Here is a 23,544-nt window from a genome sequence, read left to right on the forward strand (position 1 = left end):
CCGCTCTTCCCCCTCTCCCCTCGGGGTGAGGGGCCTTGCCACCTGATCGAGAACCCCATGGCCTTCGACCTCGCCGCCCGCCTGGCCCAGCGTCACGCCGAGCACCTCTATCGGCGCCGCCCGCTGCTGGAAGCGCCCCAGGGCCCCGAGGTGGTGGTGGATGGCGAACCCCTGCTGGCCTTCTGCAGCAATGACTACCTGGGCCTGGCCAATCATCCCCAGGTGATCGCCGCCCTGCGCGCGGGCGCCGAGCGCTGGGGGGTGGGGGGTGGCGCCTCGCACCTGGTGATCGGCCACAGCGGTCCGCACCACCTGGTCGAAGAGGCCCTGGCCGAACTCACCGGGCGGCCGCGCGCCCTGCTGTTTTCCACCGGCTACATGGCCAACCTGGCGGCGGTCACCGCCCTGGTCGGGCGTGGCGACACGGTGCTGGAAGACCGCCTCAACCACGCCTCCCTGCTCGATGCCGGCCTGCTCAGCGGCGCGCGTTTCGGCCGCTATCTGCACAACGATCCCGCCAGCCTGGCCACGCGCCTGGCCAAGGCCGAAGGCGACACCCTGGTGGTCACCGACGGGGTCTTCAGCATGGATGGCGATCTGGCCGCCCTGCCCGAACTCTGCCAGGTCGCCCAGCGTCACGGCGCCTGGACCCTGGTGGACGATGCCCACGGCATCGGCACCCTGGGCGCCAGCGGTGGCGGCATCGTCGAGCATTTCGGCCTGGACCAGAGTCAGGTCCCGGTGCTGGTCGGCACCCTGGGCAAGGCCTGCGGCACCGCCGGGGCCTTTGTCGCCGGCAGCGAAGCGCTGATCGAGACCCTGATCCAGTTCGCCCGGCCCTACATCTACACCACCAGCCAGCCGCCGGCGGTGGCCTGCGCCACCCTCGCCGCCCTGCAGCTCGTCCGTGAGGAAGGCTGGCGCCGTGAGCTTCTGCACACTTTGATCCAGAGATTCCGCAGGGGCGCGACGGCTCTCGGCCTGGACCTTATGCTCAGCGCCACGCCGATCCAGCCCATCCTGGTCGGCGACAGCGCGCGCGCCCTCGCACTCTCCGCCGCCCTGCGCCGACGCGGGATCCTGGTCACCGCCATCCGACCGCCCACCGTACCGGCCGGCAGTGCCCGCCTGCGGGTAACCCTGACGGCGGCCCATCGCGAAGCGCACGTGGACCTCTTGCTCGACGCTCTGGCCCAGGCCATGGCCGAATTACCGCCTGACGCGGATAAGTGACCGACCCATGCGCGATACCCTGATCTTGCTGCCCGGCTGGGGCCTGGGCAACGCTCCGCTGGAGCCCCTGCGTGACGAACTCGTCGAGCAGGCACCCTTTCTCGACGTGCTGATCGAACCGCTGCCGACCCTGACCGACACCCAGGCCTGGTTCACCGACCTGGAAGCCCGCATCGCCGAGGGCGGCTGGCTGGCCGGCTGGTCGCTGGGCGGCATGCTCGCCAGCGAATTCACCCTGCGCCGCCCCCAGGGCGTGCACGGCCTCATCACCCTGGCCAGCAATCCCTGCTTCGTCGCCCGCGCTGGCTGGCAGACCGCCATGGCGCGCAGCGTCTTCACCGATTTCTTCGAGGCCTGCTCGCTGGACGCCGACCAGACCCTCAGGCGTTTCACCCTGCTGGTGGCCCAGGGCGCGCGCGACAGCCGCACCCTTGCCCGCCAGTTGCAGGTGACCCTGCCCGAGATCGACCCCGAGGTGGTCATCGCCGGTCTGGAGCTGCTGGCGCGCCTGGACACCCGCGCCGCCCTGCAGGCCTTCAGCGGTCCCCAGCTGCACCTGTTCGGCGCCCATGACGCCCTGGTCCCGGCGACGGCTGCCCAGGCCCTGCGCGACGAGTTGCCCAACGCCCAGGTCGAGGTCCTGGAGCACGCCAGCCATGGCCTGCCCCTGGAGCGCCCGGACGAGGTGGCCACCCGTATCCGTGAATTCATCTATGCAGGACGCGATGGCTGACGTATTGCCCGACAAGCGCCAGGTGGCGCTGTCCTTTTCCCGCGCCGCCGCGCAGTACGACGGCGCCGCCCTGCTGCAGCGCCGGGTCGCCGACGGCCTGCTCGCCCGGCTACCCGTTCTGCATCCGCAACGCTGGCTGGACCTCGGCAGTGGCACCGGCTATTGCAGCCGCGCCCTGGCCCAGCGCCATCCGCAGGCCCAAGGCCTGGCCCTGGACCTGGCGCCCGGCATGCTCCGCCATGCCCGTGCCCAGGGCGCCGGTGCCGGCCACTACCTGACCGCCGATGCCGAACGCCTACCGCTGCGCGACGCCTGCTGCGATCTCGTCCTCTCCAGTCTGGCCCTGCAATGGTGCCCGGACCTGCCCGCCGTGCTCGCCGAGGCGCGCCGCATCCTGCGGCCAGGCGGTGTGCTGGCCTTCAGCAGCCTGGTCGCCGGCACCCTCGACGAACTGCGCCAGAGCTGGGCCCGGGTGGACGACCAGGTGCACGTCAATCGCTTCCGTCAGCAGGCGGCCTATGCCGCAGCCGCCCAGGCCAGCGGCCTGCAGGTGCTGACGCTGGAGGTCGCACCCGAGCGGCTGCACTTCCCCGATCTGCGCGCCCTGACCCAGCACCTGAAGGCCATCGGCGCCCACAACCTCAACCAGGGGCGCCCCCAGGGCCTCACCGGGCGCCAGCGCCTGGCCGCCTTCACCCAGGCCTACGAGGGCCTGCGCGAGCCCGCCGGCCTGCCCGCCACCTACCAGGTGATCCACGTCCTGCTGCGCAAGGAATGACCGCCATGCCCGCCTATTTCGTCACCGGCACCGACACCGAGATCGGCAAGACCACCATCGCCGCCGGGCTGCTGCACCGAGCCCGGCTGCAGGGCCTCGCCACCGCCGGGATCAAGCCGGTGGCCTCCGGGTGCGAGCGCACTGCCGAGGGACTGCGCAACGGCGATGCCCTGGCGCTGCTCGGCGAGACCTCGCTGCCACTCGGCTACAGCGACATCAACCCCATCGCCCTGGAACCCGCCATCGCCCCGCACCTGGCGGCTCGCGAAGCCGGCATCGACCTCAGCGTCGCCGCCCTGGCCGCACCGGTGCGGCGGATCCTGGCGCTGCAGGCCGATTTCAGCCTGGTGGAAGGCGCCGGCGGCTGGCGCGTGCCCCTGGCCGGCCGCGAGTCCCTGTCCGATCTGGCCCGCGAGCTGGGTCTGCCGGTGATCCTGGTGGTGGGGGTACGCCTGGGCTGCATCAACCACGCCCTGCTCAGCGCCGAGGCCATCCTCGCCGACGGCCTGCCACTGGCCGGCTGGGTGGCCAATCTGGTGGCCCCGGCCACCCTGCGCCTGGACGACAACCTCGCCACCCTGCACGAACGCCTGCCGGCGCCCTGCCTGGGCACGGTGCCGCACCTGGCCGCCGCCACCCCTGCCGCGGTCGCCGCGCACCTGCGCCTGCCGGGCTGATATCAGTCTTTCGGGCGATGGCCGCAGGGCCAGGCCGGCGGCAGACTGCCCTGTCTACCGCTGCCGGATCGCCCCAGTGCCTACCTTCAAGTTCCTGACCTGCCTGGGCCTGCTCGGCCTGACCAGCCATGCCTGGGCGCTGGACAACCAGACCCTCGTGGAGCAGCGCGGCGAGCGCCTCGGCGCCTTCCTGAGCCAGGAACCCGATACCCGCCAGGGCACCCTGGAGGTCAGCCAGAGCGGTCGTGCCAGCCAGGCCTATCTCACCCAGAGCGCCTCCCAGGGCGACCGTACCCGCGTCGAGCAGGGCGGCGTCGGCAACTTCACCAATGTCACCCAGGCGGCCGGCGGTGCGCGCGAGGTCCTCATTGACCAGCGCGAGTCCAGCCAGAGCCACGCCTATGTCTATCAGGGCCATGGCCAGCGCAACACGGTGGACATCGTCCAGCGCGGCCTGCTCGACGAAGCCCTGGTACGCCAGGGCGGTGACGATCAGCGGCTGCGCATCGAGCAACAGGGCGAGCGCAACGGACTGAATCTGTTCCAGGACGGTCGCGACAGCGCCGCGCGACTCAGGCAGGTGGGCGACGATCATGTCCAGGACGTACTGAGCCTGGGCGCGCGCAACGAGGTCGAGCTGCTGCAGGGCGGCGGTGCCAATCGGGCGGTGGTCGAGCAGCGGGGTGACGACAACCGGGCGACGATTCGCCAGAGCACGCGACAGCAGGACGCGGAGCTGGTCCAGATCGGCCAGCGCAACAGCGCGGCGGTGCAGCAGAACAGCCGCGCCGATCGCCCCCAGAGCGTCAGCGTGCGCCAGCGGGGCGACGACAACGCGGTCCAGGCGAGCGTGACCGGCAACGGCAATCGCCTCGAACTGCAACAGCAGGGCCAGCGCAACAGCGCCGGCGTCCTGATCGGCGGTAACGATTCCCACCTGATCCTGGCTGCCCAGGGCAACGACAACGAGATCAGTGCGGTCTGGGTGGGCGACAACGTCGAACTCGGCGTCGAGCAGGTGGGCGACGGCCATCTCCTGCAGGCGGGGCTGGCCAGCGATGCCCGGGTCAGCGCCAGCCAGCAGGGCGCTGGCCAGTACGCCTCGATCAGTCAGGCAAGCCCAGGCAACGGCCTCGATCTGCGCCAGAGCGGCCAGGGCAACCAGGCGACTATCCGGCAATAGCCGGACACAGGCGGCGACACGGACTGCTGGTTCTTTGGCGTCAAAGCTGCTTCAATAGCCCTTTGACATCACCGTCGAGGACCCTGTCCATGAACGTGACTTCAAGCAATTCGCTCTATGCCGGGGTGCAGGCCTACCAGAACGGTAGCCGCACGGTCGAAAAGGCCGGTGCCGCCCTCGCCTCCCAGACGGCGCGCAACGAGCAGCAAGCCCTGGGCGCGACCACCAACAGCCAGGCCGATCTGGCCAGCGAACTGGTCAATCTGGATGTCGGCAAGTACCAGGCGCTGGCCGGTACCAAGGTCATGCAGGCCTCGCAGGAAACCCTGGGCCGGCTGCTCGATACCCGCGCCTGATCAGCCATTCCGTGACTGGAAGGGGCGCCCTGAGAGGCGCCCCTTCTGCGTTCTAGCCCAGGCGGAAACGGGTGGTGTTGGCCGTCAGGGTGCGACTGCCCGCCTCCAGACCCACCGCCGTGCTCTGCACCGTGCGCGCGTTGCCGAGCAGATCGGCCGCGGCCCCATCGACCTGCTGGATATTGCCGCTGACCTGATCGGCGGTGACCGCCTGCTGCTCGGCGGCGGTGGCGATCTGCACCAGGGTGTCGGAGACGCCCTGTACCGACTCGGCAATCTCTTCCAGTCGCCTTCCCAGCCCGGTGATCGACTGGGCGTCGCTGGCGGCCTGGCCACAGGCATCCTGCATCAGGGACACGGCCTGGGCCACGGTGCCGCTCAGGCTGCCGACGGTCCCGGCGATCTGCGCCGTGGAGGCCTGGGTGCGCTGCGACAGCGAACGCACCTCATCGGCGACCACCGCGAATCCCCTTCCCTGATCACCCGCCCGGGCCGCCTCGATGGCGGCGTTGAGCGCCAGCAGGTTGGTCTGTTCGGCGATGCCGCGGATGACGTCCACCACCTGCTGGATCTGCCCGGCCTGGGCATTGACCTGGGCCATGGCCGCCGCCGTCTCGTCCAGGCGCTGGTTGAGGCGCTGGATGCTGGCCGTGGTCTGACGACTGTCGCTCTGGCTGGCCTCGGCGATGCCGCGCATCTGCTCGGCACGGCCGGCGGCCTCTTCGCAACTCCGCGCCACGCCCTGGGCGGTGGCGGCCAGTTCGGTGGCGGCGGTGGCGATCTGGGTGATCTGCTGGCGCTGGGCCTCCACGGCGCCCAGCGCCGCCTCGGCCTGCTGACCCAGCTCGCCGGAAGCCGTGCCCACCTGGCGACTCTCCTGTTCGACCGCCTGCAGGCTGCCCCGCAACTGCACCACGGCCAGGTCAAGGGCGCGCCCGATCTCGGCCAGTTCGTCCTGGCCACTCACCTGCGCCGAGCGGGTCAGATCGCCGTCGCGCAGGCCTTCGGCCAGGGTGGTGATGCGCCGGGCGCTGCCACGAATGGCGGCCTGCATGCACAGCAGCAGATAGCAGGTCACCACCAGCAGCAGACCGAAGCCGGCGGCAATGGCGCCAAAGCTGCGCACGGCATCGGCGCCATAGTATTGCAGCCGTTGATCCAGGTTCTTCAGAGTCTGCTGGCGGAAGGTCTGCAGACCTTGCAGGACGCCGTCCAGGGTGGCTTCGAACTGCTCCGGCCTGAGCGTGATCTCGCCGCCGAATACCCCCTGATCAAGGGTCTTGAGACTGGCGTCCAGTTGGCTGCTGACCTTCTGGTAGTCGTCCTTCCAGCCGGCCATGTCGGCGGGCAGCTTGTTGCCGAGCAGGACGGCGACCTTGGCCAGGCTTTCGCTGGAGTCGCCGACGCGCGCGCGCAGGTCGCGCAGCTGCAGGCGGCTCTGCAGGCTGAACTGGCCGGAGACCACACTGGCCTGGCCGACGCTGGCCAGGCGGCCCAGGCGTTCGTACAACTCGACCGACTGGGTGGTGCCGATCTGCATCAGTAGATAGGTTTCCATCCAGGGATCGAGGATGAGGCCGCTGTCCAGGGCGATTTCCTCGCGCAGCGCCTGGACGGCACCGAGGGCGGCGGTGAATCTGTCGTAGCCGTCCGGCCACCAGCCCAGGCCGCGCAGATCCGCGACCTCGAGCCCGGCGAGCGCCTGCTGCAGGGTCTTGAAGCGCGCCTGCACATCCGCGCCGGCCCCTTCGATCCCCAGTTGCTGTTCAAGCCGGGCGAGCCGCTCGCGCCGGCTGTCGTTGCGACTTTCCAGGGCGGCGATGGCGGCCTGCACGGCCGGCGTCTCCTGGCGACTGGTGTCGATCGCCTTCCAGCGCGCGGTCAGGTTGCGCCGGAGGGTGAGTTCCTCCTCCACTGCGTCGAGCCGTTGCAGCAGCCGCACGCCACTGCGCTCGCCACTGACGGTGGCCAGCTTGGCCTGGAAATCGGCGCCCAGCAGCCAGAGACTGACCGCCAGGGGCAGGATGAACAGCACCAGCAGCAGGGCGAACTTGCGGGCGAAGCCGAACTGGCTCAGCACGCGAATCCCCGGTGACAACAAAACACCCATGTTCGACCACTCCTGTGCCAGCCACCGGCAAGCGTCGGCTATCCGTTGCGGATACCTATAGGACGATTTGTCGGCAAACTAACGACTTTCTTGAAAGATAGGGCACAATCGCCGCCCTCCCGTATTCCCAGACCCGGTCCTGTACTCAGGCCCGGGCGTTGCCGTTAAAGGACCGTCCGCGTGGAACGCCTCAAAGCCAAGATTCGCAGCGAAGGCCAAGTACTCTCCGAGCAGGTGCTCAAGGTCGATGCCTTCCTCAACCACCAGATCGATCCGGCGCTGATGCGCGACATCGGTCAGGAGTTCGCCCGCCGCTTCGCCGACGCCGGCATCACCAAGATCGTGACCATCGAAGCCTCGGGGATCGCCCCGGCGGTACTGACCGGCCTGAAGCTGGGCGTGCCGGTGATCTTCGCCCGCAAGCACCAGTCGCTGACCCTGACCGACAATCTACTGGTCGCCAGTGTCTATTCCTTTACCAAGCAGACCGAGAGCACCATAGCCGTCTCGACCATGCATCTGTCGTCCGACGACCGGGTGCTGATCATCGACGACTTCCTTGCCAACGGTAAGGCGGCCAAGGCGCTGATCTCCATCATCGGTCAGGCCGGGGCACAGGTCGCCGGCCTGGGCATCGTCATCGAGAAGTCCTTCCAGGTCGGTCGCGCCGAACTGGATGCCCAGGGCTATCGCGTCGAATCCCTGGCCCGTGTCGCCTCCCTGGCCAATGGTCAGGTCACCTTCGCCGAGTAAGCCATGGCTCAGATACTGCGCATTCTCGGTGCCGATCTCGATCGCACCGAAACCTGGATCCGTTACGACAAGGCCATGTGCCTGGACTGCGTGTCCAGCTGCTGCACCCTGCCGGTGGAGGCCCGCCTGTCCGATCTGATCCGCATGGGCGTGGTGGACGAATTCGAGAAGGGCGAGCCGCTCAAGGACATCGCCAAGCGGCTCAAGAAGGACGGCGTGGTCGAACGCCTCAATGCCAAGACCGGGTTGTTCACCCTGGTGCGGCTGTCCAACAACGACTGCATCTATCTGCATCCCAAGACGCGGCTGTGCACCATCTACGACCAGCGCCCGGAAACCTGCCGCAACCACCCAAGGGTCGGCCCGCGCCCGAACTATTGCGCCTACAAGCCGCAGAAGCTGCGTTAGTAACAGCACGTATACTAGCGCTCGCGGCCATGGCAGTCCGCCGATGCGGCCGCTTCTGTGGAACTCCGGTGCTAGGCTGTTCGCGGCCATGGGCCGCTCCTACAGAGGTCGGATGGTTCCGTAGGAGCGGCCCATGGCCGCGATGGGACCACCCGGACGGTTCACCTTTCAGGCGAATGCCTCAGAAATCACCGCTCTCCATTGCCCTTTTCATGTCCGCCCGTTCTTCCAGGCATTCCGGGCCGGCCATGTCGAAGATCCGGCAGACCCAGGGGCGCACCTCGTAGATGCTGCAGTTCATCTGCTCGCGATCCAGGGCCGCGCACCAGCCGTCGTCGAGACGCCTCATGCGGGTGCCGGTCCAGTCTTCCTCGATGTAGCGGGCAGGCACGCCGGCATCGTCGAACAGCAGGACTTCCTGGCGGCAGCACCAGGCCTGACAGCTCTCGCAGGTCACGGTAGGGGTGGAAAGGTCGTGCAGGGGGATGTCGCTCATGTGCACAGTGTACCGCCCCGGACCGCCCAGCGGTTTCCGGCCGATGGCTGGACCAGTTACCATGCGCGTCCCTGACGGTTGTAACCAGTTGTGACCATGCCCAAGCCCCCTTCTCGCGCAGGAGCCGCCATGACGGCCGCACCCCGCTATCGCTTCTATGTCGTGGTCGCCGTGCTGATCCTGCTGACCTGCGTGGTCGCCGGCCGCATCACCTACCTCAAGCTGATCGACGCCGCCTTCCTCGGCGACCAGGGCGACCGCCGCTCGGTGCGCCACATTCCCATTCCGGTCACCCGCGGCATGATCACCGACCGCAACGGTGCGCCCCTGGCGGTTTCCACCGAGGTGGTGACCATCTGGTGCAATCCGGCCGAGATGCAGGACAGCGCCGACCAGCTGGGGCGCCTGGCCCAGGCCATCCACAAGCCCGAAGCCGAGTTGCGCAACCTGATCCTCGGCCATCCGGAAAAGCACTTCCTCTACCTGGCCCGGGCGCTGTCGCCCATCGACGGCGAGAACATCATGGCCCTCGGCGTGCCCGGGGTCCGCCAGATCAAGGAATACAAGCGCTATTACCCCAGCTCCGACCTGGTGGCCCAGGTGATCGGCATGGTCAACATCGACGGCCATGGCCAGGAGGGGCTGGAACTGGGCTTCGAGGACTGGCTGGCCGGCAAGGGCGGCGTGCGCGAGGTGCTGATCAATCCGCGCGGCTCGGTGGTCAAGAACATCCGCGTGGTGCGCCAGCCGCGACCGAGCAAGGACGTCGCCCTGTCCATCGACCTGCGCCTGCAATTCATCGCCTATCGCGCCCTGCAGACCGCGGTGGAGAAGTTCGGCGCCCAGTCCGGGTCGGCGGTGCTGGTCAATCCCAAGACCGGCCAGATCCTGGCGATGACCAATTTCCCCTCCTACAACCCCAACAACCGCGCCACCCTGCAGATCCCCAACATGCGCAACCGCACCCTGACCGACGCCTTCGAGCCCGGTTCGGTGATCAAGCCGTTCAGCATGTCGGTGGCCCTGGCCTCGGGCAAGTTCAACGAGAACAGCACCGTGGACGTGGCGCCGGGCTGGATGACCATCGACGGTCATACCATCCACGACGTGGCCAAGCGCGGCGTGCTGACCATGACCGGGGTACTGCTCAACTCGTCCAACATCGGCATGAGCAAGGTGGCCCTGCAGATCGGGCCGCTGCCCATCTACGAGCAGCTCAGCCGGGTCGGCTTCGGCAATCCCCTGGCGCTGGGCTTTCCGGGCGAGAACGCCGGCTACCTGCCCGGCCACACCAAGTGGTCGCAGATCGCCACGGCCAGTATGTCCTTTGGCTACAGCCTGGCGGTCAATGTCGCCGAACTGGCCCAGGCCTACTCGGTGATCGCCAACGATGGCCAGCTGACGCCCCTGACCCTGCTCAAGGACCAGAAGCAGCAGAGTGTCCAGGCCATGGACCCGACCATCGCCCGGCGCATCCGCATGATGCTCAACCACGTGGTGGAAGACGACGGCGGCGTGATCCGCGCCCGGGTGCCCGGCTATCACGTGGCCGGCAAGTCGGGTACCGCGCGCAAGGCCGGCTCCGGCAGCTACACCGAGCACGCCTATCGTTCGATGTTCGTCGGCATGGCGCCGGCGGCCGATCCCAAGCTGGTGCTGGCGGTGATGCTGGATACCCCGACCAAGGAAGGCTACTTCGGCGGCCTGGTCTCGGCGCCGACCTTCAGCGAGATCATGTCCGGCGCCCTGCGCGCCCTGGCCGTGCCGCCGGACAACCTGCCCGACACCAATACCGCCCAGCAGGCGAAGTCCGAGCCGCATCCCCACGGCTAGCCGGGGAACGGCCACAAAAAAAGGGCGACCCCAGGGTCGCCCTTTTGCATGCCGCGCTACCTGGCCAAAGCTTGTTCAAAGGCTCGCGAGCTAGAGCCAGACAAGGCCTGGGCGGCCCCGCGAAAAGACCTGAGGAAGCGGATCGGACTCGCGCGCGAGTTTACGATTGGTAAATGAGCATTCCGACCGGGCTGGCGGCCCAGGGTCTTTTCAACGCAGTTTGGCCGACGCGCAGCAGACTTTGGACAAGCTTTCAGCGGTGCAGCACGTACTGACCGGTAAAGCGCACCCCATCCTCACCGCTCTCGGTGACGATGCGCGACTGCAGGGTGATGCGCGCGCGACCGCGGCGGCGGAAGGTGGTCTCGAAGCGTTCCCAGGCGCGGGCTTCGGGCGGTTCGCCATAGGCCAGGGCGTCGGCGGTGATGGGCCGCGGATAGCTGATCTGGCCTTCCTGGATGAGGATGTGGCCTTCTTCGATGCCGGCTTCGCGCAGCCGCAGGTACAGCCAGCCCCAGCCGGCCAGCACGGCCACGCAATAGAGACTGCCACCGAACATGGTGCTGGCGTGGTTGATGTTGGCATCCAGCGGAGCATGCAGCTGCAGGCGCTGCTCGCTCCAGTCGCGGACTTCCAGGCCCAGGGCCTTGGTGATGGGAATATCGTGGTGCAACAGGGATTCGAGGTGACGGCAGTCGCGGCTCATGCCGGGGTCCTTACAGACAGAATTTCACTATCAGGAGCAGACGCAAGCCATGACCCATGGGTCACGTCCTGGCGCCATTGTGCACCAAGGAAGGCCGCTCCGGGGAAATCGCCGCCGGCAGGCGGAAGCGGATACGAGCGCCGCCCAGACTCGACTCGTCGATGGTCAGGCTGCTGCGATAGCCTTCGAGGATGTCCTGCACCACCGCCAGGCCGATGCCCTGCCCCGGGTGCCGGCTGTCCATGCGCATGCCGCGGCGCAGCACGCTTTCGCGCCGTTCGGCAGGGATGCCCGGGCCGTCGTCCTCGATATCGAGCACCCAGTGCTCGGTATGGCGACGGGCGCTGACCCGCACCTGGGTCAGGCAGAGCCGATAGGCGTTTTCCAGGAGATTGCCGAACACCTCCAGCATGGCGGCCTCCTCGGCCTGCACCCTTAGATTCGGCGGCAGGTCCATCTCGGCCTGGACGCGTTTCTCGGCATAGACCTTGTCCAGGGTGCTGAACAGGGAGTCCAGCAGCGGCGCCAGTTCCAGCGGCCGGCTGAGCACCGCGCCGCCCTGGCGGGTGGCCCGCTGCAACTGGTACATCACCTGCTGGTTCATGCGCTCGATCTGGGTCTGCAGGGTGCCGACCTCCTGATCCAGCTGCGGCTGCCGGCGCAACTCTTCGGTCACCCCCTGCAACACCGCCAAGGGGGTCTTCAGGCTGTGGGCCAGATCGCCCAGGGTGTCGCGGTAGCGCTCGCGTTGCAGCCGTTCGTGATCGAGCAGGCGGTTGAGCGAGCGGATCAGGCGGCTGATCTCGCTGGGCACGTTCTTTTCGTCGAGCAGCTCGCGCTGGTCGGTTTCCACCGCGTCCAGCTGCTGGCTGAGGCGCCGCAGCGGTCTCAGGCTCCACTGCATGACCAGGGCCAGCAATACCAGCAGCGCACCCAGCACCCCGACCAGCCAGAGAATCACCTGATGCACGAAGGTCGCGCGCAGCCGTTCGTATTCCTCGGCCGGCTGCATGGTGACCACGCTGAAGCCGGCCACCGGCGGATTGCCCAGCAGCACCTCGCGATCGAAGACGAAGAAGCCCTGGCCCTGGTCATCGGTGGCCTTGACCAGCTTGACCCCGCCGCCGTCGAAGGTCGGCCGGTAGTTGGGCCGCTCCTTGATCGCCGAGCGCGAGCGCCAGAGCAGGCGACCGTTCTGGTCGTAGACATAGCCGAGGATCGGCGAACCGGGTCGGTCGAAGACCTCCTCGGCGATCATTTCCGGCATCGCCAGGCGCCCGTCGATGGCCCGCGCCGCGCCGATCAGGGTGTTGGCGTTGGCCTCCAGCCGCGCGGCGACGAAGTTTTCCACGGTACGGTCGAAGGCATTGCGGATCGCCGGCACGATCAGCGCCAGGCAGACGATCACCAGCAGCGCCGCGCTGAGCAGCAGCCGCACGCGAAAGGAACGGATCACTGGCAGCGCTCGGTGAACAGGTAGCCGCGGCCCCGGACCGTTTCGATGGGTTGCATCTGGCAGCTGGCTTCCAGCTTGCGCCGCAGGCGGCCGACCAGCACCTCGATGACGTTGCTGTCGTGCTCGCCGTCATCGTCGTAGAGCTGCTCCATGAGCCGCTCCTTGGTGATCACCTGCTGGTGGTTGCGCATCAGGTATTCCAGCAGCCGGTATTCGTAGGCGGTCAGCTGCAGCGGCTGTTCTTCGTTGAAGGCCTGCTGGCGGCCCAGGTCCAGCTTGAGCGAGCCGGCGCGGATGCTCGGCTGGACGAAACCCGCCGAGCGGCGCAGCAGCACATTGAGGCGCGCCTCCAGCTCTTCGAACTGGAAGGGCTTGACCACGTAGTCGTCCGCCCCGGCACCGAGGCCCTCGACCTTGTCCTGCCAGCTGCCGCGGGCCGTGAGGATGAGGATCGGCAGGGTGGCGCCCTGGTTGCGCAGCTGACGGATCAGATCGAGGCCGCTCATGCCGGGCAGGCCCAGGTCGATGATGGCGAGATCGTGGTGGAATTCGCGGGCGCTGTAGAGCGCTTCTTCCGCATCGGCCACGGCATTGACGACATGACCGGCTTCACCCAGACGCACCTTGAGGTGGTGGCGCAGCAGGTTTTCGTCTTCGACGACGAGGATCTTCATGCAGACTCCTGAACAGCTAACGAGACTCTCTGTGGCTGCGACCGCACGTAGCTCACGCTGCGCGCAGCGACGCCCCGGCACCGATTATGGCGGCTTTGGCGGGCTGACGGCGAGCGCGGGTGAGGCATGGACGGGGTCACTCACTTTATTCCAGGCAAAAAAAACCTCTCCAGTTGGAGAGGTAAGGAGCACTTCATGGGGATCGGAAACTGCCGTTGGGGGACGGCTCCGTCGCGAGACGGCTACAGGGGACCAGAGCTGACTTGGTGACCCTGCAGTGGAGTTACAAGGATGAACATCGCCAGGTCGGGTCGAAGTGTCCGGACGATCTGCCGTAGCGGGAGCTGCGCTAGGGTGAACATGTCCGGGCGACCTCGGCGTTGCTGATCTGACAGTTGCAGATTAGGCCAATGGCCCTGAACGCTGCCTGAACTCGTCCTGAACGCAAGCTGAACGACCGCGAAGTGGCCCGAGAGCGACGGATGGCAGCGGTTGCCGATCCGTCGCCCGGCAAGGGTTCAGGGCAGCTTGCCCAGGCAGCCGCCCAGGGTGTCGGCCACGGTCTGCAGGAGCTGGGCATAGCCTTGAGCACCGACCGGGATGCCTGCGCCGAGGGGATCGAGTTCCACCAGGGTCACCGGCAGACCGCTGCTCAGGGTGGTGGCGATCCTTGGCTGAAGCGGCGGCTCGGTGAAGACGCAGGTCGGGCCGGCGGCCTTGAGTTCTTCGCGCATGGCGGCCACGTGACGGGCGCCGGGCTGGACGTCGGCGCCCAGGGCGAAGACGCCGCGATGGCTCAGGCCATAGGCTTCCTCGAAATAGTCGAACGCCTCGTGGAAGACGAAATAGGGCTTGCCGGCCAGCGGCGCCAGCTGGGTGCGCAGGCTCTGGTCCTTGGCGGCCAGTGCGCTTTCGAAGGTCTTGAGGTTGGCTGCGTAGCGTTGCGCATTGGCCGGATCGGCCTGGCTCAGGTCGGCGGCCAGCCGGGTGGCGATCACCCGGGCATTGGCCGGGCTCAGCCAGAGATGGGCATCCAGGCTGCCCGGACGATGGTCGTGGTCGTGGGCGTATTCCGGTTCGCCGCCCTGTTCATCACCGTGCTCGTGATCGTGATCGTGATCGTGATCGTGCTCGTGCTCATCGCCGTGATCGTCGTCATGGGCGTCCGCATGCTCTGCGCCGAAGCGGCGCAGGTGCAGGCCGGGCAATTCCTGGATGGCCAGGTTGGGACCTTTGCGTTCCTTGAGCACCGCCGGCAGGAAGGTCTCCAGATCCGGGCCGATCCAGTAGACCAGGTTGGCCTCGCGCACCTGGCGCAGGTCCGAGGGCCGCAGGGCGTAATGGTGCGGCGAGGCGCCCGGTGGCAGCAGCACGGCCGGCTGGCCGGCGCCGTCCTGGATGGCCGCGGCGATCAGTTGCAGGGGTTTGATGCTGGTCAGCACCTTCACCTCGGCCTGGGCGGGCAGCAGGGTGCAGGCGAGCAGCAGGGAGGCGACGAGGGGTAGGAGGCGCGGCACGTGAAAATCCCGATTCTTAAGAGAGGTGCAATATAATAACGTCCTGGCTCCCAAGGTACTGTTTCATGTCCGACGCCCCCCTGGCCTTCCGGCCCCACGATCATTCGCGCTGCGTCGCCCACGCGCTGGCCGAGGCCGACACACTCTGCAGCCGCGCCGGCGTGCGCCTCACCGACCTGCGCAAGCGGGTGCTGGAGCTGGTCTGGCAAAGCCACAAGCCGCTTGGCGCCTACGACATCCTGGCCGTGCTCAGCGAGCAGGACGGCCGCCGTGCCGCGCCGCCCACCGTCTACCGGGCGCTGGATTTCCTGGTCGAGAACGGCCTGGTGCACCGCATCGCCTCGCTCAACGCCTTCGTTGGCTGCAACCATCCCGGCGAGGCCCATCAGGGCCAGTTCCTGATCTGCCGCAGCTGTCAGGTGAGCATCGAGCTGGAACAGCCGGCGGTGCACCAGGCCATCCTCGACGGCGCCAGCGCCGTGGGCTTCCAGGTGGAAGGCCAGACCGTGGAAGTGGTCGGTCAGTGCGCCGCCTGCCGGAAGCAGGCATGAGCGAGGCGCTGATCCGGCTGCAGGATGTCGGCGTGACCTTTGCCGGGCAGGCGGTGCTCGACCAGGTCAGCCTGACCCTGGACCCCGGCCGCATCGTCACCCTCATCGGCCCCAATGGCGCCGGCAAGACCACCCTGGTGCGCAGCGTGCTCGGCCTGCTCACGCCCGATCGTGGCAGTGTCTGGCGTCGCCCGCGGCTGCGCATCGGCTACATGCCGCAGAAGCTGCAGGTGGATGCCACCCTGCCGCTGTCGGTGCTGCGTTTCCTGCGCCTGGTGCCGGGCGTGAATCGCGCCAGTGCCCTGGCCGCCCTGGGTGAAGTGGGCGCCGAGGGCGTCATCGACAGTCCCCTGCAGAGCATTTCCGGCGGCGAGCTGCAGCGGGTGCTGCTGGCCCGCGCGCTGCTTCGCCAGCCCGAGCTGCTGGTGCTCGACGAGCCCGTGCAGGGCGTCGACATCAACGGCCAGAGCGAGCTGTACCGGCTGATCGGCCAGTTGCGCGAGCGCCATGGCTGCGGCGTGCTGATGGTCTCCCACGACCTGCATCTGGTGATGGGCGCCACCGACCAGGTGATCTGCCTGAATCGCCACATCTGCTGCTCCGGCCATCCCGAGCAGGTCAGCGGCGATCCGGCCTATCAGGCGCTGTTCGGCCAGAGTGCGCGCAACCTCGCCGTCTATCACCATCACCACGATCACGCCCACGACCTGCATGGCAGCGTAGTCAAGACCCCGCATGTCCATGGAGCCCACTGCAAGCATGGCTGATTTCCTGCTGTATGCCCTGCTCGCCGGTCTCGCCCTCGCCCTCGTCGCCGGTCCCCTCGGCTCCTTCGTGGTCTGGCGGCGCATGGCCTATTTCGGCGACACCCTGTCCCACGCCGCCCTGCTTGGGGTCGCCGTGGGCTTCCTGCTGGATGTCAGTCCGACCCTGACCGTCACCGTCGGCTGCCTGGCGCTGGCCGTGGTGCTGGTGGTGCTGCAGCGCCGCCGCGGCCTGGCCGCCGACACCCTGCTGGGCATCCTTGCCCACAGCACCCTGTCGCTGGGCCTGGTGGCGCTGTCGTTCATGCACGAGGTGCGCATCGACCTGATGAGCTACCTGTTCGGCGATCTGCTGGCGGTGGGCCCGGCCGATCTGCGCTGGATCCTTGGCGGCAGCGCCGTGGTGCTGGTGGCCCTGGCCTGCCTGTGGCGGCCGCTGCTGGCCATCACCGTGCACGAGGAGCTGGCCCAGGTCGAAGGCCTGCCGGTGACCTGGATCCGCCTGGCACTGATGCTGCTGGTGGCCATCGTCATCGCCGTGGCCATGAAGATCGTCGGGGTGCTGCTGATCACCTCGCTGCTGATCATTCCCGCCGCCACCGCCCAGCGCCATGCCCGCAGCCCCGAGCAGATGGCCTGTGGCGCCAGCCTGCTGGGCATGGCCGCGGTCTGCCTGGGCCTGACCCTGTCCTGGTACCAGGACACCCCGGCCGGCCCCTCGGTGGTGGTGGCCGCCGCCGGGATGTTTCTGCTGGGTTACCTCCTACCCCGCCGCGCCTAGAGACTGCTCAAAGTCTGCTACGCGTCGGCCAGCCGGCGTTGAAAATGGCTTCGGAATGCTCATTTAGCACCACTAAACTCCGCTTCCTCAGCCATTTTCGCCTTGCCTGGCTCTAGCTCGCGAACCTTTGAACGGTGTCCTAGGGCGCCCGCCAGACCGCCTGACTGACATCCACCGCCCGGGGAATCAGCCCCTGGGCCTTGAAGATGTCGGCGGTCCGCTGCTGGGTGGCGATGATCTCCGGCGTCAGCGCCGTCGCGCCATAACCGGTACGCGCCTGCCAGGTGGCGATTACCGTTTCCGGCAGCCCGATCTGGGCAGCCAGGATGCGCGTTACCTCGGGCTTGTGGGCATTGGCCCAGGCACCGGCCTTGGCCAGCTCTGCCAGCAATAGCCGGATCGCCGCGGGATGGGCGTCGGCGAAACGGCGGGAACCCTCATAGAAGCTGTTGGCGTGCAGCAGGCCCTGGTAGTCGGCGAGCACGCGCACCGGCTGGCTCTGCTGGATGGCCGCGAGATAGGGGTCCCAGACCACCCAGGCGTCCACCGAGCCGTTGACGAAGGCGGCGCGGGCATCGGCTGGCGGCAGATAGACCGGCTGGATGTCCTTGAAGCTCAGCCCGGCCTTTTCCAGGGCGGCGACCAGCAGGAAGTTGGCGCTCGAGCCCTTCTGCACCGCCACCTTCCTGCCCTTGAGGCCGGCGACGTCATGGATCGGCGAGGCGGTCGGCACCAGGATGGCCTCCACCGCCTCGCTGGCCGGTTCCGCGCCCAGGTAGACCAGGTCGATCCCGGCCGCCTGGGCGAAGATCGGCGGCGGTGAACCGGTGTAGCCGACGTCGATGCTGCCGGCGTTGAGGGCCTCCAGCAACTGGGGGCCGGCCTGGAATTCGCGCCAGCTCACCTGATAGCCCTGGGCGCCCAGGGCCTGCTCCAGCGTGCCCTGGGCCTTGAGCACCGCCAGCAGACCGCCGCCCTTCTGATAGCCGATGCGCAGGACCTGGTCGGCGGCCTGGGCCGGGGCGAGCATCCCGAGTGCCAGTAGCAGAACGGCGCCCTGCGCCAGCCAGCGTCGGAGAGGGGAGCGAAACATGGCGACCTTCCTGATATTCCATTTGGAAAGGTAAGCCTGGCCTACCTAGACCAAAATGTTTAATACGTTTCTCTGCTAAGGCTATGACCGGGCCGGGCAGAGAGAGCAGGCCAAGGTCCGATTGACGCTGACACCAGGATCGCGCCACCCTGCGCCAGCGACGGCCACCGGGGCCGTCGCCCCTCTCGGAGCCTGCCATGCCTTTTCTGATCGAGACCTTCGACAAGCCGGACAGCCTGGCCCTGCGCCAGCAGCATCGCCCGGCCCACCTGGATTTCCTGCGCGAGAACGCCGCGGCCCTGCTGGCCTGCGGCGCCAAGCTCAGTGACGATGGCGAGACCGCCAGCGGCAGCGTCTACATCGTCGATGTGGAAACCCGCGCCGAGGCGGAAGCCTTCATCGCCCGCGATCCCTTCACCAGCGCCGGTCTGCCGGGTGAGGTGCGCATCTCCCGCTGGCGCAAGGCGATTCTGGACGGCAAGGCGTTCGTCTAGCTGCTCTCTGGGGCGGCCTGACCGGCCGCCTCCGCCATACCGCAGATTGGCTTAAGAACACCTTAAGCCTGGCACAATGCCACCTTAATCAACGCCGTTCGCAGCCGTTGCAAGTTCACACTTCCAGGAATCGATTCACAGAAAAGTGATGCAGCGCAAGAAAAGCCGGACTTTTCCCGTCCTTACCGCAAGGAAGCTAACGAACTAGCCTAAGCTCACCGGGCTCAGATGATCTGATGCGCCGACATCCTTTCCCACTCCCGTGGAAACGCTGTCTCGCTTAGCTAGTACAGAGGACTCAGCATGACCAAGACCACGCCTGAAAAGGATCTGCGCATCGAGACGATTCGCGGACTGGCGCTGTTTCTGATGGTAGCGGGCCATGTCATCGGCAGTTCGTCGACCCTGGGCATGAAGGTGCCCGACGAATCGGTGCTGCGCTATCTCTACGATTCTCTCGTCTATGTCCGGATGCCGCTGTTCACCGCCATCTCCGGCTACGTTTATGCGCTGCGCCCGGTGAATACCGGCAGCGACCTGTCGCGCTTCTACCAGGGCAAGTTCAAACGCATCGGCATTCCCCTGCTGGTGGTGTCCACGCTGTTCTTCGCCTTGCAGATGGCGGTGCCCAACACCAACTACAAGCCGCAGCTAACCGATATCTTCAGCATCTACTTCTTCAGCTACGCGCACTTCTGGTTCCTGCAGTCGATCTTCTGCATCTTCGTGGTGATCGCCCTGCTGGAGAAGGCCGGGCTGCTGCTGACCTTGCGCAACTTCGGCCTGGTGTTCGCCGTGGCCCTGGCGGCGTCCTTCGCCTGGGAGAGCTTCCCGGACCTGTTCAGCCTCTACAAGGCAGTGCAGCTGTTCCCCTTCTTCCTGCTGGGGCTGGGTCTCTATCGCTTCGGCGCGCAGCTCATCACCCAACGCAATGTCGTGACCATGGCCGTGGCCCTGGTGATCCTGGTGGCGATCGACCAGGCCTACCTGTTCGAGCTGGTCGATCTCGACGAAGGCGACATGGCCGTGGTGGGCACTGCCCTGGGCCTCGCCGCCATCAGCCTGCTGATCGCCCGCCGCTTCTATTTCAAGCCGCTGGCCTGGCTGGGCTACTTCTCCTTCGAGATCTACCTGTTCCACGTCTTCGGCACCGCCGGTGCGCGCATCGTGCTGAACAAGCTGCAGGTGCACGACGTCTGGGTGGTCTTTACCGTCAGCATGGTCATGGGCCTGTTCCTGCCGGTGGCGCTCAAGCTGGTGCTGGAACGGATCAGTCCGCTGCACTTCCTCAGCGTGGCCTTCTTCGGCGCCAAGACGCGGGTCAACCGCGCCACGCCGCCGCTGCAGAAGAAAGCCGCCGCCTAGGCCGAGCGGCCATGAAAAAAACCCACGCCAAGGCGTGGGTTTTTTATTATCGGCACATCACTCGACGCTGAGGACGACGCGGCCCCGGGTTGGGCACTGCTCCATGCAGCGGTGGGCCTCGACGAACTGCTCGAAGGGAAAGACCTGCTTGATCTGCGCCTTGAGCAGGCGATCGCGGGTCAGCTGGTCGATGTGCTGCAGGGCTTCGCGCACCGCGGCGCAATCGGCTTCCAGGCCCATCTCCGGCTGGCCGGTGAAGTCCTGCACGCAGTGGATGTAGAGCTTGAATTTCTTCTTGAAGGCCGCGCAGGCCGGCAGCGGGGTCTGGTTGCCCCCGTTGAGGCCGTAGAGCAGCAGCCGGCCGCGGGGCGCCATGGCCTCGCCGAGCAGCGCCAGTTGCGGACCGCCCAGGGCATCCAGGGCGACGTGCACGCCGACGCCGTCGGTGATGCTGGCGATGCGGCTGACCAGATCCTCTTCCTCGGCGGCGATGACCCTTTCCGCACCCAGCTCCCGCAGGTAGTCACGGTCGCCGGCATCGTGGGTACTGGCGATGACCCGGGCACCCAGGGCCTTGGCCAGCTGGATGGAGGCCGGGCCGCAGCAGCGACTGGCATCGGTGATCAGCACCCATTCGCCCGGTTGCAGCCGGGCCTGATGCATCAGCGCGGTGTAGACGGTGAGCAGCGGGTTGTAGTGCACCGCGGCTTCCACCGGCGTGAGCACGTCCGGGTAGCGCACCAGGGAGGTGGCCGGATAGACCAGGTCGTCGCCATAGGCCGGGTAGCGATTGATGTCGTGCCCCAGGAAGCTGGCCACGCGATCGCCCACCGCCAGGTCGGCCACGCCCTCGCCCAGGGCGGTGACCACCCCGGCCAGCTCGCAGCCGAGACCAGCCGGCGGCACGGCCTGCTCGGGCGCCAGATTCTGCCGCCAGAGCACGTCGTACCAGCTCACGCCGATGGCCTGGACCCGCACCAGCACCTCGCCGGGACCCGCCACGGGCGTGGGTCGGTCGATGCAGGCGAGCACCTCCGGCGGGCCGAATTCGGTGAACTGGATCAGGCGGGACATGGCATTACCTCGCGTTGATGCCAACCCCGGGACGTTTGCCGAGGCGGACTGCTATGACTAGGACTCTAACCAGCCTTCCCTTAGGATTCTATGCATCCCCATCGATAATGGACATCGGGGGTATCGATCCACTCCCTGCCGGGGCCTGAATGAACCGTACCGATCTGCGTCGCGTCGACCTCAACCTGCTCATCGTGTTCGAGACCCTGATGCTCGAGCGCAGCGTCACCCGTGCTGCGGAAAAGCTGTTTCTTGGCCAGCCGGCGATCAGCGCCGCCCTGGCGCGGCTGCGCACCCTGTTCGACGATCCGCTGTTCGTCCGCACCGGGCGCAGCATGGAACCCACCCCGCGGGCCCAGGAGATCGCCGCCCTGCTGTCGCCGGCGCTGGACCAGATCTCCAGCGCGGTGAGCCGCACCCAGAGTTTCGAGCCGGCCAGCGCCGACCGGGTATTTCGCGTCGGCCTGTCCGACGACGTCGAATTCGCCCTGCTGCCGCCGCTGCTCAGGCGTATCCGCATCGAGGCACCCGGCACCACCCTGGTGGTGCGGCGGATGAATTACCTGACCGCCGCCGGCATGCTGGCCTCCGGCGAGATCACCGTGGCGGTGGGCTATACCGAGGAATTGCCGGCCAATGCCAAGCGCCGGCCGGTGCGCCGCTTCGGCTTCAAGGTGCTGCGCGCCGACAGCAAGCCCGGGCGCCTGACCCTAGACGAATACTGCGCCCGCCCCCATGCTCTGGTGTCCTATGCCGGCGATCTCACCGGCTATATCGACGAGTTGCTCGACAAGCTCGGTCGCCAGCGCCGGGTGGTGCTGGCGGTGCCCCAGTTCAACGGCCTGGGGTCGCTGCTGGCGGAAACCGATCTGCTGGTGATGGTGCCGGACTACACCGCGCGCCTGCTGGCCAGCACCGGTGGTCTGAGGTACGAAGACCCGCCGGAAGAGCTGCGCGACGGCAGCCATGAATTGCCCATGGCCTGGAGCGGCGCCCAGGATCACGACCCCGGCGAACGCTGGCTGAGGTCGCGCATCCAGATGTTCATTGGCGATCCGGACAGTCTTTGAGACACGGACCCTGCGCTCGATCCGGCAGAACGGCTCAACAACGGCCCTTTTCAGCAAGGGCCATCACCGCCAGCGATACCTACGGCAAAACCATCACCGTCATCGATAAATAAGTTCGAGCCCTTCGATTCGTCGTCGCCTTTGCGCGGCGGCAGACTCGCCTCCCTGACCTCTTTCCACCTCGGGCGGACTCGAACATGGATCTCTTCGCGAAAACCCTCGGCCCCCTGGCCCTGACCTCAACCCTGTTCCTTGCCGCCTGCGGCGATTCCCATCCCCAGGCCAGCGCCGCGCCGCCCGCGCCCAAGGTAAGCGCCGCAGAGGTGCTGCGTCAGCCGGTGGTGGAATGGGACGAGGTGACCGGCCGCCTGGAAGCGCCCGAGTCCGTGGTGGTGCGTCCGCGCGTCTCCGGCTACGTCGACCGCGTGCTCTTCCACGAGGGTGCCCGGGTCAAGCGTGGCGACCTCCTGCTGCAGATCGATCCGCGCCCCTTCCAGGCCGAGGTCAAGCGCCTCGAAGCCGAGCTGCAACAGGCCCGCGCCAGCGCCAGTCGCACCGCCGACGAAGCCGCCCGCGGCGAACGCCTGCGCAGCAGCAACGCCATCTCCGCGGAAATCGTCGAGGCTCGCCGCAGCGCCGCCCAGGAAGCCAAGGCCAGCGTCGCCGCCGCCCAGGCACAACTGGATGCCGCGCGCCTGAATCTGGGCTTCACCGAGGTCCGCGCCGCCATCGACGGGCGCGTCGGCCGCGCCGAGGTGACCGCCGGCAACCTGGTCAACGCCGGCGACACCCGCCTCACCACCCTGGTCTCCACCGACAAGGTCTATGCCTATTTCGACGCCGACGAGCGCGTCTTCCTCAAGCAGCAGGCCCTCGCCCGCCAGGGTCAGCGCGGTACGGCCAGCCCGGTCTACATGGCACTGTCCAACGAGGACGACTTCTCCCATGAAGGCCACATGGACTTCATGGACAACCAGCTCGATCCGCGCACCGGCACCATCCATGGTCGCGCCGTGTTCGACAACGCCGACGGTCGCTTCACCCCGGGGCTCTATGCCCGGCTGCGCCTGGTGGGCAGCGGCACCTACGACGGTACCCTGATCCAGGACGCCGCCGTGGGCACCGACCTGGGCAAGAAATTCGTGCTGGTGGTGGATGGCCAGAGCAAGACGGCCTATCGCACCGTCGACCTGGGTCCGCGCCTGGAAGGCCTGCGCATCGTGCGCAAGGGGCTGGAAGCCGGCGATCGCATCGTGGTCAACGGCCTGCAGCGGGTGCGCCCGGGCATGACCGTCGACGCCCAGTCAGTGCCCATGGCCGATGCCACCACCCTGGCTGCCCTCAAGCGCCAGCGTGACGCAGTCCTCGCCAGCCTGCCGGCGCCTACCCAGCCGCTCAAGGTGGGTAGCCGCTAGATTCCAGGCTCCACCCCGTCCCGT

At 67.5% G+C, this 23,544-nt stretch carries 24 protein-coding genes; 16 read left to right on the top strand and 8 right to left on the bottom strand.

Going from position 1 to position 23,544, the window contains the following annotated elements; translation table 11 throughout:
- Nucleotides 1-57 precede the first annotated feature (57 nt).
- The 6 genes from bioF to PVZ72_RS15775 all read left to right on the top strand — a co-directional run bounded on the left by bioF (nucleotide 58) and on the right by PVZ72_RS15775 (nucleotide 4,960).
- Nucleotides 58-1,233 (top strand): 8-amino-7-oxononanoate synthase, encoded by a 1,176-nt coding sequence (bioF, locus tag PVZ72_RS15750; protein WP_273862428.1) that lies wholly within the window; start codon nucleotides 58-60, stop codon nucleotides 1,231-1,233.
- A 7-nt stretch (nucleotides 1,234-1,240) separates the two neighbouring features.
- On the top strand, nucleotides 1,241-1,966 hold the full coding sequence (locus PVZ72_RS15755; protein WP_273862429.1) for an alpha/beta fold hydrolase: 726 nt from the start codon (nucleotides 1,241-1,243) through the stop codon (nucleotides 1,964-1,966).
- Nucleotides 1,947-2,744, top strand: a complete 798-nt coding sequence (gene bioC / locus PVZ72_RS15760) for a malonyl-ACP O-methyltransferase BioC (protein ID WP_273862430.1) — start codon at nucleotides 1,947-1,949, stop codon at nucleotides 2,742-2,744. The genes PVZ72_RS15755 and bioC overlap by 20 nt, the downstream gene beginning before the upstream one ends.
- A 5-nt stretch (nucleotides 2,745-2,749) precedes the next feature.
- A complete protein-coding gene (gene bioD, locus PVZ72_RS15765; RefSeq protein WP_273862431.1) occupies nucleotides 2,750-3,421 on the top strand; it encodes a dethiobiotin synthase in 672 nt (223 codons plus the stop codon).
- 76 nt (nucleotides 3,422-3,497) lie between these two features.
- Nucleotides 3,498-4,604: a hypothetical protein gene (locus PVZ72_RS15770; RefSeq protein ID WP_273862432.1), complete on the top strand. Its 1,107-nt coding sequence runs from the start codon at nucleotides 3,498-3,500 to the stop codon at nucleotides 4,602-4,604.
- Between the two features lie 89 nt (nucleotides 4,605-4,693).
- The gene (locus PVZ72_RS15775; RefSeq protein ID WP_058791715.1) at nucleotides 4,694-4,960 is read left to right on the top strand and encodes a hypothetical protein; all 267 of its coding nucleotides are present in this window, start codon (nucleotides 4,694-4,696) and stop codon (nucleotides 4,958-4,960) included.
- 52 nt (nucleotides 4,961-5,012) lie between these two features.
- Here PVZ72_RS15775 and PVZ72_RS15780 read toward each other — a convergent pair whose 3' ends face one another.
- Nucleotides 5,013-7,070 (bottom strand): methyl-accepting chemotaxis protein, encoded by a 2,058-nt coding sequence (locus tag PVZ72_RS15780; protein WP_273862433.1) that lies wholly within the window; start codon nucleotides 7,068-7,070, stop codon nucleotides 5,013-5,015.
- Nucleotides 7,071-7,250: 180 nt separating this feature from the next.
- On the opposite strand from PVZ72_RS15780, the gene PVZ72_RS15785 reads away from it, so the two are divergent.
- Complete coding sequence (locus tag PVZ72_RS15785; protein ID WP_273862434.1) at nucleotides 7,251-7,823, top strand: xanthine phosphoribosyltransferase; 573 nt, start codon at nucleotides 7,251-7,253, stop codon at nucleotides 7,821-7,823.
- Between the two features lie 3 nt (nucleotides 7,824-7,826).
- Nucleotides 7,827-8,231, top strand: a complete 405-nt coding sequence (locus PVZ72_RS15790) for a YkgJ family cysteine cluster protein (RefSeq protein WP_093255091.1) — start codon at nucleotides 7,827-7,829, stop codon at nucleotides 8,229-8,231.
- 181 nt (nucleotides 8,232-8,412) lie between these two features.
- Here PVZ72_RS15790 and PVZ72_RS15795 read toward each other — a convergent pair whose 3' ends face one another.
- Complete coding sequence (locus tag PVZ72_RS15795; protein ID WP_187980582.1) at nucleotides 8,413-8,727, bottom strand: YkgJ family cysteine cluster protein; 315 nt, start codon at nucleotides 8,725-8,727, stop codon at nucleotides 8,413-8,415.
- Between the two features lie 129 nt (nucleotides 8,728-8,856).
- Here PVZ72_RS15795 and PVZ72_RS15800 point away from each other — a divergent pair, with 129 nt between their 5' ends.
- Nucleotides 8,857-10,560 carry a peptidoglycan D,D-transpeptidase FtsI family protein gene (locus PVZ72_RS15800; RefSeq protein ID WP_187980583.1) on the top strand — a complete coding sequence of 568 codons (1,704 nt, stop codon included), beginning with the start codon at nucleotides 8,857-8,859 and terminating at the stop codon, nucleotides 10,558-10,560.
- Nucleotides 10,561-10,813: 253 nt separating this feature from the next.
- Here the strand turns inward: PVZ72_RS15800 and PVZ72_RS15805 are convergent, their stop codons facing one another.
- The 4 genes from PVZ72_RS15805 to znuA all read right to left on the bottom strand — a co-directional run bounded on the left by PVZ72_RS15805 (nucleotide 10,814) and on the right by znuA (nucleotide 14,913).
- Nucleotides 10,814-11,266 carry a thioesterase domain-containing protein gene (locus PVZ72_RS15805; protein ID WP_017642321.1) on the bottom strand — a complete coding sequence of 151 codons (453 nt, stop codon included), beginning with the start codon at nucleotides 11,264-11,266 and terminating at the stop codon, nucleotides 10,814-10,816.
- A gap of 61 nt (nucleotides 11,267-11,327) precedes the next feature.
- Nucleotides 11,328-12,722, bottom strand: coding sequence for an ATP-binding protein (locus PVZ72_RS15810; protein WP_133860002.1), 1,395 nt, complete (start codon nucleotides 12,720-12,722; stop codon nucleotides 11,328-11,330).
- The gene (locus PVZ72_RS15815; RefSeq protein WP_007159882.1) at nucleotides 12,719-13,396 is read right to left on the bottom strand and encodes a response regulator transcription factor; all 678 of its coding nucleotides are present in this window, start codon (nucleotides 13,394-13,396) and stop codon (nucleotides 12,719-12,721) included. The genes PVZ72_RS15810 and PVZ72_RS15815 overlap by 4 nt, the downstream gene beginning before the upstream one ends.
- A 518-nt stretch (nucleotides 13,397-13,914) precedes the next feature.
- Complete coding sequence (gene znuA / locus PVZ72_RS15820; protein ID WP_273862435.1) at nucleotides 13,915-14,913, bottom strand: zinc ABC transporter substrate-binding protein ZnuA; 999 nt, start codon at nucleotides 14,911-14,913, stop codon at nucleotides 13,915-13,917.
- Between the two features lie 65 nt (nucleotides 14,914-14,978).
- On the opposite strand from znuA, the gene PVZ72_RS15825 reads away from it, so the two are divergent.
- From PVZ72_RS15825 to znuB, 3 genes are read left to right on the top strand one after another with little or no spacing between them, the layout of a single operon-like run.
- Nucleotides 14,979-15,464, top strand: a complete 486-nt coding sequence (locus PVZ72_RS15825; RefSeq protein ID WP_133860004.1) for a Fur family transcriptional regulator — start codon at nucleotides 14,979-14,981, stop codon at nucleotides 15,462-15,464.
- Nucleotides 15,461-16,231: a zinc ABC transporter ATP-binding protein ZnuC gene (gene znuC / locus PVZ72_RS15830; RefSeq protein WP_133860005.1), complete on the top strand. Its 771-nt coding sequence runs from the start codon at nucleotides 15,461-15,463 to the stop codon at nucleotides 16,229-16,231. Before PVZ72_RS15825 ends, znuC begins: the two co-directional genes overlap by 4 nt.
- Nucleotides 16,224-17,009, top strand: coding sequence for a zinc ABC transporter permease subunit ZnuB (gene znuB, locus PVZ72_RS15835; protein WP_133860006.1), 786 nt, complete (start codon nucleotides 16,224-16,226; stop codon nucleotides 17,007-17,009). The genes znuC and znuB overlap by 8 nt, the downstream gene beginning before the upstream one ends.
- Before the next feature lie 139 nt (nucleotides 17,010-17,148).
- Here the strand turns inward: znuB and PVZ72_RS15840 are convergent, their stop codons facing one another.
- Complete coding sequence (locus PVZ72_RS15840; RefSeq protein ID WP_273862436.1) at nucleotides 17,149-18,102, bottom strand: aliphatic sulfonate ABC transporter substrate-binding protein; 954 nt, start codon at nucleotides 18,100-18,102, stop codon at nucleotides 17,149-17,151.
- 197 nt (nucleotides 18,103-18,299) lie between these two features.
- Here PVZ72_RS15840 and PVZ72_RS15845 point away from each other — a divergent pair, with 197 nt between their 5' ends.
- A complete protein-coding gene (locus PVZ72_RS15845) occupies nucleotides 18,300-18,596 on the top strand; it encodes a YciI family protein (protein WP_187980587.1) in 297 nt (98 codons plus the stop codon).
- Between the two features lie 303 nt (nucleotides 18,597-18,899).
- Nucleotides 18,900-19,961, top strand: coding sequence for an acyltransferase family protein (locus PVZ72_RS15850; protein WP_133860008.1), 1,062 nt, complete (start codon nucleotides 18,900-18,902; stop codon nucleotides 19,959-19,961).
- A gap of 57 nt (nucleotides 19,962-20,018) precedes the next feature.
- On the opposite strand, the gene PVZ72_RS15855 is transcribed toward PVZ72_RS15850, so the two are convergent.
- Nucleotides 20,019-21,035, bottom strand: a complete 1,017-nt coding sequence (locus PVZ72_RS15855; RefSeq protein ID WP_187980588.1) for a zinc-dependent alcohol dehydrogenase family protein — start codon at nucleotides 21,033-21,035, stop codon at nucleotides 20,019-20,021.
- Between the two features lie 149 nt (nucleotides 21,036-21,184).
- Between PVZ72_RS15855 and PVZ72_RS15860 the strand changes: the two genes are divergently transcribed.
- Nucleotides 21,185-22,105, top strand: a complete 921-nt coding sequence (locus PVZ72_RS15860; protein WP_027597405.1) for a LysR family transcriptional regulator — start codon at nucleotides 21,185-21,187, stop codon at nucleotides 22,103-22,105.
- A 197-nt stretch (nucleotides 22,106-22,302) separates the two neighbouring features.
- A complete protein-coding gene (locus PVZ72_RS15865) occupies nucleotides 22,303-23,520 on the top strand; it encodes an efflux RND transporter periplasmic adaptor subunit (protein ID WP_133860010.1) in 1,218 nt (405 codons plus the stop codon).
- Nucleotides 23,521-23,544 lie beyond the last annotated feature (24 nt).

Source organism: Pseudomonas sp. LA5 (genome assembly GCF_028640825.1).
Lineage (GTDB): Bacteria > Pseudomonadota > Gammaproteobacteria > Pseudomonadales > Pseudomonadaceae > Chryseomonas > Chryseomonas aestiva.